Below are 17,342 nucleotides of genomic sequence, written 5' to 3' on the forward strand. Positions count from 1 at the left end.
TGGAACTGACGTGAGCGTACCGATATCTCGTCCGAGAGCTCGAGTTGCCGGTGTCTCCACTGGCCCACTCGAGTACGTGCCGCGGTACGCGTCTCGTCTCGCGTTGTCGAACGAGACCGAGCAGACGGCTCGAGAACTGCTCGAGGTCGGCGTCCGGGAAGGCGTCCACAGCGGGAAACACCCCGTCGGGCTCGCTGCGACTGCACTCTCCGCTGCGGCCAGACTGACCGACGAAACCCTCACCCAAAACGAGGTGTCGGCAACGGCAGACGTGAGCAGGGTGACGCTTCGGAACAGGTATCAGGCGCTGCTCGCGGTCGCCGCCGAGGACTGACGGGCAATCGGGTCGGTCCACGCACTCGGAGGCGTCGCCTACCGCGGTCGGTTCGGACGCCGGGACGTAGCCAACACCAATTAACTCTCTCTTATAAGCTACAAAAAATAACCAATACCGGTTTCACTTGTGGGTTTTCGAACACTAGGCTTTTGTTGCCGTAGCCGAAGGTACGGTCGATGAGTTCCGAACAAGACCACCTCCAGCAAACCAACACCGAAGAGCGGTTCGAATTCAAGAACGAACACGAAGCCGCCCTCGCCGCCGAAAAGGGCCTCAACGAGGAGACGATCCGACTGATCTCTGACGACAAAAACGAGCCCGACTGGATGCTCGAGCGCCGACTGCGCGCCCTCGAGCAGTTCAAGAGTATGCCGATGCCGACGGGTTGGCCCGGCCAGCCGGACCTGTCGGAGGTCGACGTCGGCGAGATCGTTCCCTATATTCGGCCAGACGTCGAGATGCGTGAGGGGACCAACGACTGGGAGAACCTCCCGGACGAGATCAAAGACACCTTCGACAAGCTGGGGATTCCGGAAGCCGAGAAGAACGCCCTCTCGGGCGTTGGAGCCCAGTACGAGTCGGAGGTCGTCTATCAGAACATGCAAGACCAGTGGGAGGAGAAGGGTGTCGTCTTCATGAATATGGACAAGGCCGTCCAGGAGCACCCCGAGCTCGTCAAGGAGTACTTCATGACGACCTGTGTGCCGCCCAGCGACAACAAGTTCGCGGCACTGCACGGGGCCGTCTGGTCGGGTGGCTCGTTCGTCTACGTTCCCGAAGACGTCACCGTCGAGATGCCCGTCCAGGCCTACTTCCGGATGAATTCGGAAGGAATGGGCCAGTTCGAGCACACGCTGATCATCGCCGAACCCGGCAGCGAGGTCCACTACATCGAGGGCTGTTCCGCACCAAAGTACTCACACTTCAACCTTCACAGCGGCGGCGTCGAGGTCTTCGTCAAAGAAGACGCCCACGTCCAGTACTCGACCGTGCAAAACTGGTCGCGGAGCACGTACAACCTCAACACGAAACGCGCAATCGCGGAGAAGGGCGCGACGATGGAGTGGGTTTCGGGATCGATGGGCTCGAAAGCCACCATGCTCTACCCGAGTACGATCCTCAAGGGCCGCGGTGCGACCGACACCCACATCACCATCGCCTTCGCCGGCGACGGCCAGGACATCGACACCGGCGCGAAAGTCTACCACAACGCGCCCGACACGAGCTCGACCATCGAGTCCAAATCCGTCGCAAAAGGCGGCGGCCGCACGAACTACCGCGGGCTCGTCCACATCGCCGACGGAGCCGAAAACTCGAGTACTGCCGTCGAGTGTGACGCGTTGATGTTCGACAACGAGTCGACCAGCGACACCATGCCGTACATGGAGATCGAAGAGTCGAAAGTCGACGTCGCCCACGAGGCCACAGTCGGTAAGATCGGCGACGAAGACATCTTCTACCTCCAGAGTCGCGGCCTCGACGACGACGACGCGAAAAAGATGATCGTCGCCGGCTTCATCGAACCGATCACCGAAGAACTCCCCATCGAGTACGCCGTCGAACTCAACCGACTCATCGAACTCGAGATGGAGGGAAGCCTCGGCTGATCGGGGAGATGAACGAGCGGAACTCACCTCAGCGACCGCAGTCGGACGGCAAGACGACAGCGAGAGCACCGATCTCGAGCGTCGAGAACGCATGAGAGGCGAAACGGATACCGGGACGGCACGGCTTCGGTGTTTCGAGTGTGGGTGTGAGTACGGCTACCTCGGATCGAAACCACACCCCGGTCGATGCCCATCGTGTGACTCGAGGTGTGTGTCGCCAGCGGGCGAACTCGTCGTCGTCGACGTCGAAACGTGGCAAAACGCCACGGGACTCTCGAAAATCTGGGTTCACACGATCGACGAGCGGGACCGCCGGTTTCGCTTCGAGATCGCACCAGCAGGACGCGAAGGAAAGGTCGTTGCCGTGATCGTCGAGGGTACTGCGCTCGATCCGGCGATCGATCCGGCGCTCCGTCGTCTCCCAGCCGTCGTTTCGGAGGTAGTCGCTCACGTCGGCGTCTCCGACCTCGAGGCGAGGCGGACGTCGCCCGCGTGAGCGCCGACGGAACCCACAACTGACCACACGTTCCACCAACCGGCGTCGATAGAGAGCACGAGTCGATTCCGTACTCCCGTCGTTCGCGGCCGCCACCACTCTCGTGTCGACTTCGTTCTCGCGTTCGGACCGAGCACCGTCCCGTCCCCGGGCCGGCGACTCGAGGCGACGATGAACAGCCATTAGTCTCGGGCCGCGAACACTCGAGTATGGAGACGACAGCCGCCTTCACCGGCCTCGAGTGCGTCGACTGCGGGACGACGTTCGACGCCGCCGAAGAGACCCACCGGTGTCCGGGCTGCGGTGGCATTCTCGATCCGACCTACCAGTACGACGCGATCGACCTCGACCGCGAGACGCTCGAGTCGCGGCCGTTCGACTCGATGTGGCGCTACGAGGAGTTGCTGCCGTTTTCCCGTGAGTCGGCGACCACGATGGACGAGGGAGCGACGCCGCTCGTCGACTGTCCCGCCCTGGCCGACGACCTCGGCGTCGGACGCGTGCTGATCAAAGACGAGGGACGCAATCCGACGGGGACGTTCAAGGACCGCGGACAGACGGTCGCGGTGACGGCGGCGACAAAGCACGGCGCGAGCGACGTCGTCCTCGCCTCGGCTGGCAACGCTGGACAGGCGGCTTCCGCCTACGCAGGCCGTGCAGGGCTCGATTCGCACGTCTATCTCCCCTCGCGGTCTGGCTTTACGAACAAGGCGATGGTCAACGTCCACGGTGGCGACATGAACGTCGTCGGCGGACGGATCGGCGACGCGGGCACAGCCTACGTGGAAGCCCGCGAGGAGAACGACGACTGGTTCCCCCTGCAGACCTTCGTCACCCCCTACCGCCACGAGGGGAAGAAGACGATGTTCTACGAAATCGTCGAACAACTGGACTGGGAGGTCCCCGACGCGATCACCTACCCGACCGGCGGCGGCGTCGGCCTGATCGGGATGTACAAGGCCGCAACGGAGTTCCGTGACCTCGGCCTGATCGACGAACTGCCGGGACTGTACGCAGCGCAAGCCTCGGGCTGTGCGCCCATCGTGGAGGCATTCGAGGAAGGACGAGACGAGCACGACCCCGTCGAGACCCCCGACACCATCTGTGGCGGCCTCGAGATTCCCGACCCAGGTGCCAGTCCGTGGGTCCTCGAGGCGCTGTGCGAGACCGACGGCGGCGCGGTCTCGACGGACGATCCGGACATTCTGCAAGCGGGCGTTCAGGTGGCCAAACAGGAAGGGCTCGAGATGTGTCCCAGTTCGGCGGCTGCGGCGAGTGGCGCGTGGGAACTTGCGGAACGCGGCGAGTTCGGCAACGACGATACGGTCGTCATTCTCAATACCGGTGCGGGCAACAAGGAGGCGGACGTGTTACGGAGTCACCTGATGAGCCAGGGTGTCTGATCGACCACACCTCGAGGACGAAGCCGAGATCGATACCGTCCGACCGACTCGTAACCTGGCGTTCCCGACATCGGTTGCCTGTCTGTTACTGGCGTGGAGACGCGCCGCGCATTCGTAGCGTTTTTGCCGCCTGTCGGGAAACGGGGGGGTATGACTACCTCTACCCCCTGGGACGACTGGGACCATATCCTCAAGATCGACCCGGACAAGGAACTCCCCGACGGCGTCACCTACGGTGATCTCTGTGCGACCGGCACCGACGCCATCGAGATCGGCGGAACGATGGGCATCACCGAGGAGAACACCGCCGCCGTCATCGAGGCCTGCGCCGAACACGACGTGCCGCTCTATCAGGAGCCGTCTAGTCCCGACGTCGTCCTCGAGGCAGAGGAACTCGACGGCTATCTCGTCCCGACCGTCTTCAACGCCGGCTCTCCGTTCTGGATCACCGGCGCACACAAGGAGTGGGTCCAACTCGACGACGAGTACGACTGGGAGCGGACGACGACGGAGGCGTACATCGTCATGAACCCCGAAGCCGACGTGGCGACCTACACCGAAGCCGACTGTGATCTCGAGGCCGACGACGTCGCCGCCTACGCCGAAATCGCCGAGCGCATGTTCGGCCAGGAGATCGTCTACCTCGAGTACTCCGGCATGCTCGGCGACGAAGGAATCGTCCGGGCAGCCAGCGAGGCCACCAACGAGGCCACGCTGTTCTACGGTGGCGGGATTCACGACTACGATTCGGCGTACTCGATGGCCCAGTACGCAGACGTCGTCGTCGTCGGCGACCTCGCTCACGACGAGGGCGTCGACGCCGTTCGGGAAACCGTCGAGGGCGCTTCGGACGCCTGACTGTTGGAATTAGGCGTTTTCAGCCCTGAAAAAGGCTGTCTGGCCTAAACTGTTTTGCGTCTCCGGTCACCTTCGAGTAGTATGGCGATCCTCGTCGAGTTCGAAGCGGCGTCGTCGAGATTCGTCCTCGGGCCCACGCTCGAGGCGATGCCGTCGCTCGCCGTCGAACTCGAGCGCCAGTACGCACTCGATCCGGCACACCCGATCGCGTTCTGTTGGATTCACTGTGACGATTTCGAGCGACTCGAGCGAGCGCTGGCGACTGATCGAACCGTCGACACGTTCGAGCAGTTCGATCGGACGGACGAGCGATCTATGTATCGGATTCGACGTAGCGACTCCGACGTCGTCCACGCCTACTGCCAGTGGGTTTCGGTCGGCGGCGAACTCCTCGAGTGTCGGGGCGCTGACGGTCAGTGGACGTTTCGAATGCGGTTTCCCGATCGGGAGGCGTTCGCACAGTACCACGACTTTCTCGAGGACGAAAACGTCCACCTCGCACTCGACAGACTCGCCGACTCCGAGGACGTGGCCGATAGCGGCCCCGAAGACGGCGTCCTCACCGACCCACAGCGGGAGGCGCTCGAACTCGCGTTCGAGTACGGCTTTTTCGAGGTCCCACGCGAGACAGATCTCGGGACGATCGCGGCTGCACTCGACGTCTCGAGTCAAGCCATCAGCGAACGATTACGACGAGGACAGGCGCGACTGGTCGAAACACAGCTATTCGATGGTGGCTGAAGCGCTTCGGACGGACTGTACAGTTGCGTGGCGTCCGTTGGCCGTCTCGTGAGTCCGTTCCCGAAGATCGCGTCACACGCCGGTTGCACAGCTGTCGTCGCTCGAGTCTGATCGGTGACGACTACAGCGACGACTGGAGCCGCGGCACCGCCTCCGTGACGTCCGCCCGGCAGACCACGTCGGCCGCGTCGTCGACTGGCGTCGACTCGAGGTTGACGACGCCGACGGTCGCGTCGCTGGAGACGGCAAGATGGGGGAGCGAGGCGGCGGGTTCGACGACCAGCGAGGAGCCGATCGCGAGGAAGACGTCGCTTTCCCGGGCCAACGTTCGGGCACGCTGGATGGCTGCACCCGGAAGCTGCTCGCCGAAGAGGACGACGTCCGGTTTGTAGATACCGTCACAGTCACAGGTCGGCGGCCGCTCGCCCTTGGCCGCGCGCTCGAAGATCGGATCACCGTCTCGTCGCCTTCCACAGTCGATACAGCGGACCTGGCGGGCGTTGCCGTGGAGTTCGAGTATCGTGGCGTCCGCGCCGTTCTCGAGTTCGTCGTCTGCGACGGCCGCCGCCGCGTCGCCGTGTAACCCGTCCGTGTTCTGGGTGAGAATCGCGTCGAGGTAGCCTTCCTGCTCCATCTCGGTGAGGGCTTCGTGAGCAGCGTTCGGTTCGTAGTCGTCGCCGAACAGTTCCCGCTGAAGTTCGATGCGGTCCTCCCAGAACCCCGCGGGGTCGCTCCGAAAGCGGCCGTAGGTGAACTGGCCCTCGTCGAAGTGGTCCCAGACACCGTCGTCGCCGCGGAACGTCGGCACGCCCGACGGAGCCGAAATCCCTGCTCCCGTGAGTGCGACGACCGTCGCGTCGCGATCGATCTCGGCTGCGAGTCGCTCGAGGTCGTCCATACCGACACGAGGGGGTCGATCAACAAAAGCGACGAGGACGATCACCCGCCGACAACCGTCACCTCACAGCGGTCGAGAACGCAACTCGACCTGCGGGCGACGATCACCGCACGGCCGAAAGACGGGAGTCCGATGACGGTGGACAAGCGCTAGTCGATATCGTCGTGGCTCTAGTGCTTTGGCAAGCCTGAACGGATGAGTGAAACCGAATGCGGTCGTCTGGGTTCACTCAGCAGTCGACGATTGGCACAGTACTAGTACTGTCCCAAGTGTGGACCGACTAGTTACGAGTTGGCCCAAACCGATCACGATTCTCGATCAGAAGTGGAGTGCACTAGTCAGAGTAGACTTGGGACGATACTAGTGGCGGGCCAAGCCTGAACTGATGGGTCGAATCTGTCGGTGTCGCTCGATTCGACCCGTCAGTCGACAGTTGGGACGGTACTAGCGGGACAGCGACTCGAACCCGAGTACGACGAACCGACTCGAGACGACCCGCCGGTCGAAACGTCGATCGCGGACCATCGCGAGAAGCGGGTCTACGCCGACGCTGCTCCCGCCGATCCAGCCGTGCTGAGCGAGGATGCCGAAGGCAACCGGCCGCTTGACGAACTGTTTTGCGCCCGGGTTTCGGGCGGACTCACCGCTCGAGGGGCACGGTCTCGAGGTGTCGTGATGTGTCGGGATTCGCACACGAGGGCTCGAGAGCGGATTCGGTCGGTAGTGATTCGACTTCCGACGGGTCCAGCGAGGCCGAACGATTGCGCTTAAGTTCCGGCTACGTGAATCGGGTGGTATGCAGGACAGAACCTACACCGAAGATGCCGAGCCGGGCGACGACGTCACCGTCGCCGGCTGGGTCCACGAGATCCGAGACCTCGGCGGTATCGCCTTCCTGATTCTGCGGGACGCGACCGGCAAGATTCAGATCAAGTTCGAGAAAGACGAGATGGACGACGACCTCGTCGAGACCGGTCTCGACGTCACTCGAGAGAGCGTGATCCGCGTCTCCGGCAGCGTCGAAGCGGAACCGCGCGCGCCGACGGGCGTCGAGGTGACGCCCGAGGAACTCGAGGTCGTTTCCGAAGCCGAGCCGGAACTGCCGCTGGACCCGTCTGGGAAGGTCGATGCCGACCTCTCGACGCGACTCGACAACCGCACGCTCGACCTCCGCAAAGACGAGGTTCAGGCTGTCTTCGAGATTCGTGCCGAGATCCTGCGTGCGGTCCGCGAGCAGTTCCGTGCGTTCCGCTGTACGGAGATCAACACGCCGAAGATCGTCGCCACGGGGACCGAGGGCGGTACCGAACTGTTCCCGATCACCTACTTTGGCGAGGAAGCGTTCATGAACCAGTCCCCGCAGCTGTTCAAGCAGTTGATCGCGGGCTCGAACGTCGAGCGCGTCTTCGAGATCGGGCCGATCTTCCGCGCCGAAGAGCACAACACGCCACGCCACCTCAACGAGGCAACCTCGATCGACTTCGAGGGTGCGTTCTGTGACGCCCACGACGCGATGGACGTCGCGGAAGGGATCGTCAAGGCAGCCTACGAGGCAGTCAACGAGAACTGCAGCGCGGAACTCGAGGCGCTCGGCCTCGAAGAGGAGTTCGAGATTCCCGAGGGCGACTTCCCGCGTCTCAGCTACGAGGAGGCCATCGAGCGCATCAACGCGACGGGCGAACTCGACGAACAGCTGGTCTGGGGCGACGATCTTCCGACGGAAGCCGAGAAAACACTGGGCGACGACGTCGGCGGCCACTACTTCATCACGGACTGGCCGAGCGAGATCAAGCCGTTCTACATCAAGGACCACGACGACGACGAGGAGCTCTCGACGGGCTTCGACCTGATGCACCCGCGCATGGAGTTGGTCTCGGGCGGGCAGCGCGAACACCGCAACGAGCACCTCATCGAAGGGTTCGAACAGCAGGGCCTCGACCCCGAGCAGTTCGAGTACTACACGAAGATGTTCAAGTACGGCATGCCGCCCCACGCCGGCTTCGGTCTCGGTGGCGAGCGCCTGATCATGACGATCCTCGGACTGGACAACATCCGCGAAGCTGTGTTGTTCCCACGCGACCGGCAACGGCTCTCGCCGTAACGGTGGCGTGGGAGCAGGGAGGGGCTTTGCTCCGACCGTGTTCTCGCGAGACCGTATGAGCGAGAAATCAGAGAGCAGCGCACTCCCGCGAATCGTGCGTCTGCGCGGTGGCCTCGAGGCGAGGCGGTCGGTTTTCTCGAGCCGTGGGAGACGGTTACGGCGTCATCGACAGTACGACCAGTTTCGTGTGGGGGAGCGCGAGTCCCCGGGATTGTCGGTCGGCTTTTCGTCCGGAAAACACTCCTCGCTACAGTAGTGTCGCTCGAGGGTCCGGTCCCGTTCCTCGACGACCCAGCTAATCCGGTAGTCGCTCGGGCCGATCGTGGCCCCACAGGTGACACACGAAATCGCGTCGGGAACGGACTCGACGACGCGAGCGGGATCGTCGAATCCCTCGAGTCGTGGCTCTCGCTCGTCGGTGTCGGTACTCACCGTCGCCTGAACCGGCTCCGCCGGGGACGGGTCGGTGTTCGGGGACATAGTCGGACGTCCACGAGACGCTACAAATACCCTCCCGTGACATTCAGTGGCTGATGACGCTCAGACTGTATAGAAGATCAGGATCGCCGACGAGAGCACTACCGCAGACCACAATTTCTTGACTATTGACCTCCCAATCTGTGGTATGCAGTACTACGAGGACCTCAAGGTCGGCGATACTCAGGAGTTCGGTGAGTACCACGTCACCGGAGAGGAGATCGTCGAGTTCGCCGAACAGTACGACCCCCAGCCGTTTCACGTCGACGAGGAGGCAGCCGAAGAGTCCGCGTTCGGCGAACTGGTCGCCTCGGGGTGGCACACTGCGTCGATGTGTATGCGTCTGCTCGTCGATGGGCCACTCAGCGAGCAGGCCAGTATGGGTGCTCGCGGCGTCGACGAACTCCGGTGGAAGAAGCCGGTCAAACCCGGTGACACGCTGTCGGCCCGGACCGAAGTACTCGACAAGCGCGTTTCCGAGAGCGATCCGCGACGCGGCTACGTCGACGTCCGCTTCGAGGGGAGAAACCAGCACGACGAGGTCGTCGTTTCCTGGATTTCGCTGGCGATGATCGAGCGACGGTCAGCCGGCGAGTGATGGCGGGTCGTCCGGTCTGATTCGACGGTGTCTCTGCCCGACCGTGAGTCGGCCGCCAGGCCGGGAGTGGCGCAAGCGACTGTCTCGGAGCCGGTAGCCGGCGTGTGTCTCCCGAGTGGGAGTGGCTGTGTGACCGTTCGGTCGTCGAATCCGAAAATCTTCAACGTTTTACTCGTCCGCTCGAAAGTTCGAGTAATGCGCGACGAGGCGACAGCGTTCGTTCCCGGCCACATTACGGGGTTTTTTAGTACACATCCTCATGAAGACCCGACGAAAGCGGGCTCGCGCGGTGCCGGTCTGACGCTCACCGACGGCGTCACGGTGACGGTCGAACCCGCACCGGAGTCGACGGTCGTCCTCGACGGCGACCGGCTCGAGATCGATCCGGTGACGACGGTACTCGAGACGCTCGACGTGACTGCACGCGTCGAGGCGGAATCGGCTCTCCCGCTTGGCTCGGGGTTTGGCGTCTCGGGGGCGATGACGCTCGGGACGGCACTGGCGGCAAACGCCGTCTTCGAGCGAACGCTCTCGACGAACGAGCTAGTAACGATCGCTCACGGCGCCGAAGTACAGGCTGGCACTGGTCTGGGTGATGTCGTCGCTCAGGCACACGGCGGCATTCCGATCCGACTCGAGCCTGGTGGTCCCCACGAGAACGTCCTCGATGCGATCCCAGCCCGTGCACGCGTCGAGTACGTCTCGTTCGGAGAGTTGTCGACGGCAGACGTTCTTTCGGGTGAGACCGACCAGTTGACTGTTGCTGGACGAGAGGCGCTCTCTCGAGTCGTCGAGGAACCGACGCTGCCGTCTTTCATCTACGCTTCGCGGCTGTTCGCCCGTGAGACCGGACTGTTGACCGACCAGGTGAGAGAGGGGATCGAAGCGGTCGCCGGGGTCGGGGGGCAGGCATCGATGGCTATGCTCGGTGAGACGGTGTTTGCGTTCGGGACTGGGCTATCCGACGCGGGTTACGATCCATCAGTTTGTTCGACACATCCGGCTGGCGCAGTGTTACAGTAACCATTATACAATAAATCTTACATTCATAGCCAACCCGCAGTGTAATCGGCGTCCAGTTCGTGAAAGGAGATGCTGAATTTACCAGTTGCAGCCAGTATTCCGGGAACACGTCGTCGAGAATATCCCGCGATCCATCTGGAATACCACGGCTCGGGGCCGAATCGCGGCAGGGCGACCATCAGGACAGTTTTTACTTCTTCGCTGACACACAAGAGATGTAATAGCGGGTATCTATTTTCCAAATATGTATAAGAAATTGTATGTCTGGCCGAAGGTTTATTATATCACACCAGAGTTATGCGCTCGAGTTACGAATGTCAGCTCCAAGCGAAATTCATCGAAGCCTGTATCGTCTGTATGAACGGTACGTAGGTGAACCGGATTCAGGGAAAGACGTCTACGGCTACTGGTTGTTCATTCTCGGCTACGTCGTCGGGGCTGCGGGCATCGTCGCGTTCGTCATCGGGTACGGTGGTAGCATCGCCGAAGAACGGATGATCCACATCTCGGGGGTGACGGCGTCGCTGGGGCTCGTGTTCTGTTTATTCGGGATTGGACTGATGCTTCCGGTACGAAAGCGGGGCATACAGGCGAGCGTGGTTGGGTTGGTCGTTTCTCTGGTTGGAGTCGCGATGTACGGAATCGTCTACCCCGATAACTGGCGACATCGAGGGGCAGGATACGACGTCGAAGTCATCGCGGTTTACGCCGTTGGCATAGCCATTATCGCCGGTGTCGCTGCCCTCGTCCCCGTGTTGACGGGTCGGAAAGGGATGTTCGTCGAAGAGGAAGGGACAAGCGAGGACCCACCGATTCTCACCGGCGACGCTCTCGAGGACGCCCAGTTTGCAATTTTTCGGGACGAACACGGCGACTGGAAGTGGAACGTTTTACACCGCGAAGCGCTGGCGACGAGCACCAGTAGCGCCGTCACTCGCCCCGAAGCACGGGAGGGAATCGATCGCGTCAAGTCCCAGATCAGTTCTGCCGGGCTGATGGAGTTGACGACCGCCGCGTTTCGGCTCTACGAAGACCGGGACGGGAACTGGCAGTGGACTCTCGCACGGGACGACGGGAGCGTCGTCGCCGACTGTAGCCGCGAGTTCGGCCGACGCGAGGGTGCCGAGGAGTCGGTGAGTTTCCTCAAAGATCGCGGGCCAGACGCCGACGTGATCGAAATCGAGGGTGCTGCGTTCACCTACACCGAAGAACGCGGCAAGTGGCACTGGCATCTGGTCGACGACGAGCACACGACCCTGGCCGTCGACGAGGTGGGCTACGACGAACAGGACGACGCCGAAGCGGCCGCACAGACGTTCGCCGAACGGTTCACCGACGCGCGACTGCTCGACATCGAACACTTCGGCGTCGAACTCTACGAGACCGACGACGAGTGGACGTGGTGCTTCGTCGACGACGCCGACGACGTCGTTGCCGACGCCGCAGACACCTACGACACCCGACGCGAGGCCGAGGAGGCCGCCGAAGCATTGCTGCCTGCACTCGAGTCGGCGTCAGTCACCGTCGCCGGTGAGCCGACCTACGAACTCTACGAGGAAGACGACGACTGGCAGTGGCGACTCGTCGACGAAGCAGAAGATATCGTCGCACGAAACCCCGGAGCGGCAGTCGACGAGGAACGAGTCGAGTGGGAGGCCGGACAGTTCGGCGAGAACGCCGACCAGGCCGATGTCGTCGAGATCGAGGAAGCCGAGTACGAGGTCTATCCGTCCGACGAGAAGCGCACCGTTCCCTCGAACGACGACGACCACCTTCCGAAAGCGGTCGACGAGCCGGCCGCGGCTACCGACGGCGGCACGGCCGTTACCTTCGACGAAGACGAGGGTCCCGCCGAACCGGAGGGTCCCGACTGGCACTGGCGACTCGTCACCGAGGATCGTGAGATCGTCGCCGCGAGCACGGACCCCCACGCCGACGCCGATTCCGCGGCTGCAGCGATCGAACGCGTCCGCGAACAGGCGAACGAAGCCGAACTAATCGAGTTCGAACAGTCGGCGTTTCAGGTCTACGAAGCCGACGACGGTGAGTGGCGCTGGCGGCTCATCGACGAGGACGGCAACGTGTTAGCTGACAGTGGCGAGGAACACACGAGCCGCAGCGAGGCCGCCGAGGCGATGATGACACTCAAAGAGCGAGCGCCCGACGCCGAACTACTCGAGATCGAAACTGCCGCTTTCGAGCTGTTCGTCGGCGAGAACGACGAGTGGGGATGGCGGCTGATCGACGAAGGTGGCCAGCTCGTGGCCGAGGACCCGGCGACACACCCGACTCGAGACGCAGCCCGGGACGCGATGAACCGGCTGCTCGAGCACCTTGGTTCGGACGTCCGGACGATGGAGAACGCGGCGTTTCAGACGTACGTCGACGAGGACTGGCACTGGCGGTTCGTCCTCCCGTCGGGCGAGACGGTCGCGGTCGACGACGAGCCGGCACCGACGCGTGACGACCTCGTCGACCAGATCGAGGACGTGCGGGAGGCTGCCTCGTCGGGCCGTCAGTCGACGATCGGCGACGTCGCAGTGCAACTCTACGAGAGCGGGACCTGGTCCTGGCGTCTGCTCGATCGGGACCGCGAGGCGGTCGCCGACGCGACGGTCTCGTACACCGAGCGAGCCGACGCACTCGATCACGTCGACGCCTGTCGCACTCACGCCACCGACGCACCGATCTTCACTATCGAAGACGCGGCAATTCGTCTCGAGGATGGTGCCGAAGACGGCTGGTGTTGGGATCTGGTCGATGCCGATCGGACGGTCTCTGCGCGTGGCGGCACGGTCGCCGACACGAAAGAAGCGGAACTGGACGAGATCGACGAGATTCGACGGCTCGCTCCGATGGCGGGCCGGGTGGACTTCGACGTCGCCTCGTTCGAGCTGGTCTCGAACGAGGACGATCGCTGGCAGTGGCGGCTGATCGACGAAGACGGCCGTCCAGTCGCGGCTGGTACCGAGACCTACGAGACGAACGAAGCGGCCCGCGAATCCCTCGACGACGTCCGGACGCTCATCGGCAACGCGAGCATCCTCGAGATCGACAGCGTCTCGTTCGAGCTCCACACGGACGAGGACGGCTGGGTCTGGCGGCTGGTCGACGAGTTCGGCTCGACGATGGCCGAGAGTACACAAACCTACGAGAACCGGACCGACGCCCGCGAAGCGATGGACGCGGTGAAGTCTCACGCACCCGACGGCTGGCTCACGTTTACCGAGTAGGCGTCGTCTCTCTCCTTGCCGTCGCTCGACTCGAGCGCTCTTTTTCGAGGAGAGGCGGCTTCGAACCGTCGTCGGTGGGACTGGCGCGGTCGTCGCCGTGGGTATATCGGACGGCTTTTTATCTATCGCCGCGAGTGAACGACCGTGAGCGACTACGACACCGTCTCGGCAGACGTCGAACGCGAGGAGGAGATCCCGGAGGACCATCCCCGGTATCAGGATTTGCTCACTCGCCATCGGATCGAGAACGGCGTCGAAAAGGGAATCACTCATCTTCAGGGAATGCACGCCGAGGGTCGTGGCAGTGCCTTCGATTACCTCCTGGGCGAAGAGACCATCCCTTCAGCGGACGCCGCCGAGCGGGCTGGTGCTGCACACTTGCTGTTGGCCGACCGGCCCGTGCTCTCGATCAATGGCAACGTCGCGGCGCTCGTTCCCGGAGAGATGGTCGATCTCGCCGACGCGACGGATGCAGACCTCGAGATCAATCTCTTCAATCGAACGCCCGAGCGAATGCAGGCGATCGCCGACCACCTCTCCGAGCACGGTGCCGAAGACGTGAGGGGACTCGAGGCCGACGCACGCATCCCGAACCTCGATCACGAGCGGGCGAAAGTCGACGAGGACGGGATCTACTCGGCGGACGTCGTGCTCGTCCCGCTCGAGGATGGCGACCGCGCGGAGGCGTTAGCGGAGATGGGCAAGACCGAGATTGTCGTCGACCTCAACCCGCTCTCGCGGTCGCCACGGGTGGCCGACGTGCCGATCGTCGACAACATCATCCGCGCCGTCCCGAACGTGACCGATCACGCCCGGGAGCTGGCCGACGCAGACGAAGAGACGCTCCAGGAGATCGTCGCGGAGTTCGATCGCGAGCAGGCACTCGAGGCGGCAGAAGAACGGATTCGGGACGGGTTTTGAGCGGGCCGACTTTGGCGGTGTGCGGTCGATGGGCCAAACTGTTCGATCCGACGTGACGTTCGGTCCAGTTGTCAGGCGGAGTTTTAGAGGGTGAGACGCCCGTCCTGGTGGCAACGCACACGCCACCCAGGCGGTGTGTCCAGGGTGACTTCTTCCGTGCTCGTCTCTCGAGAGTCGACTGGTTGCTTCGAGGTTGGTTCGGAAGCACGCGACTCGCGATCGATGGCGTGTGTGGTGATTTTTCGGCCAAGTCTCCGTGAGCCGATTCAAGCATTCAAACATTTTGCCATAGTTTTTTCCTATCGTGAATGAGAAACTATTCTGAAGGTCATGCCAGAACAAGTAACCCTCAGTTGCGTTTCATGCGACACCTCGTTCGAACCGGGCCCGAACGGCGGATTTTGTCCGAACTGTGACACTCCACATCCGGACTACACGGGTGGTGGGGCGGACGAAGCCGAGGACGGCGACGAGGAAGCCGAGGCGACCGGGGTGGAGTTCGACGAGGCGGAAGATGTCGACGACGCAGACGAGAGCCAAGTCGACGACTCCGGCGGAGACGGAGCCGACGACGAGGACGGACCAGACGGGAGCGACGAGAAGGAGGCGGTCGACGAGACGGAGCCGGACGCCGTCGACGAGGGCGGCGAAACGGACGAAACGGACGAAGGGGCCGACGAAGTCGAAGCCGAAGCCGATGAAGGGGCCGACGCGGACGGGGGAATCGACACAGAAGACGAACCGGCAGACGACGGAGACACGACGGAATCGTGTCACTCCTGCGGTGCAGCGGTTGATCCAGACATGGCGTTTTGTCCAGACTGTGGAGCCAAGCTCGAGGAAGACGACGAACCGACACTCGATGCGTGTCCGAGCTGTGACTACGAGATCGACGACGAAACGTACTGTCCGAGCTGTGGCCTGCACCTGGACCCGATCCGGGATGGAGAGGTGTTCCCGCCGGCGGACGACGCTACTGACGTGCCCGAAACAGTCACCATCGCCGTCAACGGCGAGGAGTACACCTTCGAGGACGGCGACACGTTCGGCCGCCAGGAGGGAGAGTGGCTCGAGGATCTCGTCGAGGCAAGCGGTGGCCGCGACGAAGTGACCTACGTCTCGAGCGACCACCTCGAGTTCACCGTCGAGGACGACGGCATCTACGTCGTCGACGTCAGCACGAACGGCACGAAACACAACGGGACGGTGATCGACGGCGAGTCGGCAAGGCTCGAAGACGGCGACACGCTCGAACTGGCCGACCGCGCGAAGATCGAGGTGCGTCTCTAAAGCGTGGCGAGGGCTGATCGGACCCCGGTTTATCCCGTGTGGACGAGACGCGTGGCGGTCGGGACGCGCAATCGGGCGATCGGGGTACTCTCACTGCAGTATCGAACACTCAACGAAGAACGCGTACACACTAACTGATCCAATGACGACGATTTCACAGACGATAAACAGGCCGTACGTACCCGAACGTGGAGGTGGCATCTCTTGCGAGTTCGTCATCGAACCGGAGGAAAGCGACGAGACTGCCGAACGTCACATCTCGCTGTGTGTCGACAGCAGCGGCTCGATGGGCTACGGGAAGATGCGCCAGGTCCGGGACGCAGCGGGGCTGGTCTTCGGTCTCCTGAACGACGACGATTACATGAGCATCGTCACCTTCGACAACGACGTCGACGTGGTACTGGACGCGACCCGCTGGGGCGACATCGAGCGTGAAGAGGCCCAGGAGCGCTTGGATGCGGTCGAAACGCGCGGCGGAACCGACATCTACGCTGGCGTCGAGACCGCGAAGAAGACGCTCTCGGAGCTTCCCGAGGGCGACCAGATCTCGAAGCGGATCTTGCTGCTCTCGGACGGACGTGACCTCAAGCGGAAGTTCACCGAGTTCGAACCGCTGGCGAAGGCCGTCGCCGACGGCGGCATTTCCGTCTACTCGGCCGGCATCGGGACGAACTACGATCAGGACATCATCCGGACGCTGGGCGAACACTCCCAGGGGCGGTGGACTCACGTGGACCAGCCGATCGATATCAGGTCGTTCTTCGGCGACGTCGTCGAGGAGGCCTCGACCGTGATCGCGAACAACCCGCGGCTCGTGATCGATCCGGCACCCGGCTGCGAGATCGCCGAAGCCTACCGTCGCCGTCCGCAGGTCCAGCAGGTCGACCTCGAGTACGACGCCGATTCCGTGATCGTCCGGTTGCCTGATCTCCAGGACCGGGAACAACAGAAGGTCGTCCTGAAGATGGACGCGCCGGGTAACGACCTCGGGACGACCGAGTCGGTCGCCGACGTCGAGCTACAGGGCGTCTCCGAGACCGTCTCGACGTCCGTCGACGTCAGCTACACGGACGACGAAGAGAAGCTGGCCCAGCAAGAAACCGACGCCTTCCTGGCGTACCAGGACACGAAGATCCGCAGCCGCCTTGCACAGGCCGACTCCGAGGACGAACTCGAGGAGGTAAAGGAACTGATCGACCAGACCGAGGTCATCACCGAGGAGACGTCGATCGTCACTGATCTGCGACAGGACGTGACTCGGATCGAGGGTGGCGACGAGGAGAAGGTCCGCAAGGTACAGGAGAACACGACGGTCGTCTACGACGACGGTCGATTCGACTGAGCATGCAGTTGCGAGCG

At 62.9% G+C, this 17,342-nt stretch carries 15 protein-coding genes and 1 pseudogene; 13 read left to right on the plus strand and 3 right to left on the minus strand.

The window, feature by feature from the left end; translation table 11 throughout:
* Positions 1 to 14: 14 nt before the first annotated feature.
* The 6 genes and pseudogenes from NATGR_RS10150 to NATGR_RS10175 form a co-directional block, all read left to right on the plus strand.
* Positions 15 to 334 (plus strand): annotated as a pseudogene (locus NATGR_RS10150) (transcription initiation factor IIB 2); the annotation flags it as partial.
* A 179-nt stretch (positions 335 to 513) separates the two neighbouring features.
* The gene (sufB, locus tag NATGR_RS10155; protein ID WP_015233538.1) at positions 514 to 1,944 is read left to right on the plus strand and encodes a Fe-S cluster assembly protein SufB; all 1,431 of its coding nucleotides are present in this window, start codon (positions 514 to 516) and stop codon (positions 1,942 to 1,944) included.
* 91 nt (positions 1,945 to 2,035) lie between these two features.
* Positions 2,036 to 2,440, plus strand: coding sequence for a hypothetical protein (locus NATGR_RS10160; RefSeq protein ID WP_005577446.1), 405 nt, complete (start codon positions 2,036 to 2,038; stop codon positions 2,438 to 2,440).
* Between the two features lie 209 nt (positions 2,441 to 2,649).
* Positions 2,650 to 3,843, plus strand: a complete 1,194-nt coding sequence (locus NATGR_RS10165; protein WP_005577444.1) for a threonine synthase — start codon at positions 2,650 to 2,652, stop codon at positions 3,841 to 3,843.
* Positions 3,844 to 3,993: 150 nt separating this feature from the next.
* The gene (locus NATGR_RS10170; protein WP_005577442.1) at positions 3,994 to 4,701 is read left to right on the plus strand and encodes a phosphoglycerol geranylgeranyltransferase; all 708 of its coding nucleotides are present in this window, start codon (positions 3,994 to 3,996) and stop codon (positions 4,699 to 4,701) included.
* Positions 4,702 to 4,782: 81 nt separating this feature from the next.
* A complete protein-coding gene (locus tag NATGR_RS10175) occupies positions 4,783 to 5,442 on the plus strand; it encodes a helix-turn-helix domain-containing protein (protein ID WP_005577441.1) in 660 nt (219 codons plus the stop codon).
* Between the two features lie 121 nt (positions 5,443 to 5,563).
* Here the strand turns inward: NATGR_RS10175 and NATGR_RS10180 are convergent, their stop codons facing one another.
* Positions 5,564 to 6,340, minus strand: coding sequence for an SIR2 family NAD-dependent protein deacylase (locus NATGR_RS10180; RefSeq protein WP_005577439.1), 777 nt, complete (start codon positions 6,338 to 6,340; stop codon positions 5,564 to 5,566).
* 444 nt (positions 6,341 to 6,784) lie between these two features.
* Positions 6,785 to 7,033, minus strand: a complete 249-nt coding sequence (locus tag NATGR_RS10185) for a hypothetical protein (RefSeq protein ID WP_005577437.1) — start codon at positions 7,031 to 7,033, stop codon at positions 6,785 to 6,787.
* Between the two features lie 103 nt (positions 7,034 to 7,136).
* Between NATGR_RS10185 and aspS the strand changes: the two genes are divergently transcribed.
* Positions 7,137 to 8,441, plus strand: coding sequence for an aspartate--tRNA(Asn) ligase (gene aspS, locus NATGR_RS10190; RefSeq protein ID WP_005577435.1), 1,305 nt, complete (start codon positions 7,137 to 7,139; stop codon positions 8,439 to 8,441).
* 162 nt (positions 8,442 to 8,603) lie between these two features.
* On the opposite strand, the gene NATGR_RS10195 is transcribed toward aspS, so the two are convergent.
* Positions 8,604 to 8,921, minus strand: a complete 318-nt coding sequence (locus NATGR_RS10195; protein ID WP_005577433.1) for a DUF7576 family protein — start codon at positions 8,919 to 8,921, stop codon at positions 8,604 to 8,606.
* Between the two features lie 145 nt (positions 8,922 to 9,066).
* Between NATGR_RS10195 and NATGR_RS10200 the strand changes: the two genes are divergently transcribed.
* From NATGR_RS10200 to NATGR_RS10225, 6 genes are all read left to right on the plus strand, one after another.
* Positions 9,067 to 9,516 (plus strand): MaoC family dehydratase, encoded by a 450-nt coding sequence (locus NATGR_RS10200; RefSeq protein ID WP_005577431.1) that lies wholly within the window; start codon positions 9,067 to 9,069, stop codon positions 9,514 to 9,516.
* Positions 9,517 to 9,711: 195 nt separating this feature from the next.
* Positions 9,712 to 10,539, plus strand: a complete 828-nt coding sequence (locus tag NATGR_RS10205; RefSeq protein ID WP_005577429.1) for a pantoate kinase — start codon at positions 9,712 to 9,714, stop codon at positions 10,537 to 10,539.
* 314 nt (positions 10,540 to 10,853) lie between these two features.
* On the plus strand, positions 10,854 to 13,772 hold the full coding sequence (locus NATGR_RS10210; RefSeq protein WP_005577428.1) for a DUF1508 domain-containing protein: 2,919 nt from the start codon (positions 10,854 to 10,856) through the stop codon (positions 13,770 to 13,772).
* A gap of 144 nt (positions 13,773 to 13,916) precedes the next feature.
* On the plus strand, positions 13,917 to 14,693 hold the full coding sequence (locus tag NATGR_RS10215; RefSeq protein ID WP_005577426.1) for a 4-phosphopantoate--beta-alanine ligase: 777 nt from the start codon (positions 13,917 to 13,919) through the stop codon (positions 14,691 to 14,693).
* Between the two features lie 330 nt (positions 14,694 to 15,023).
* Positions 15,024 to 15,983 (plus strand): double zinc ribbon domain-containing protein, encoded by a 960-nt coding sequence (locus tag NATGR_RS10220; protein WP_005577424.1) that lies wholly within the window; start codon positions 15,024 to 15,026, stop codon positions 15,981 to 15,983.
* Positions 15,984 to 16,125: 142 nt separating this feature from the next.
* Positions 16,126 to 17,325 carry a vWA domain-containing protein gene (locus NATGR_RS10225; protein WP_005577421.1) on the plus strand — a complete coding sequence of 400 codons (1,200 nt, stop codon included), beginning with the start codon at positions 16,126 to 16,128 and terminating at the stop codon, positions 17,323 to 17,325.
* The last annotated feature ends 17 nt before the right edge of the window (positions 17,326 to 17,342 follow it).

The sequence above is a fragment of the Natronobacterium gregoryi SP2 genome, from assembly GCF_000230715.2.
GTDB classification, from domain to species: domain Archaea; phylum Halobacteriota; class Halobacteria; order Halobacteriales; family Natrialbaceae; genus Natronobacterium; species Natronobacterium gregoryi.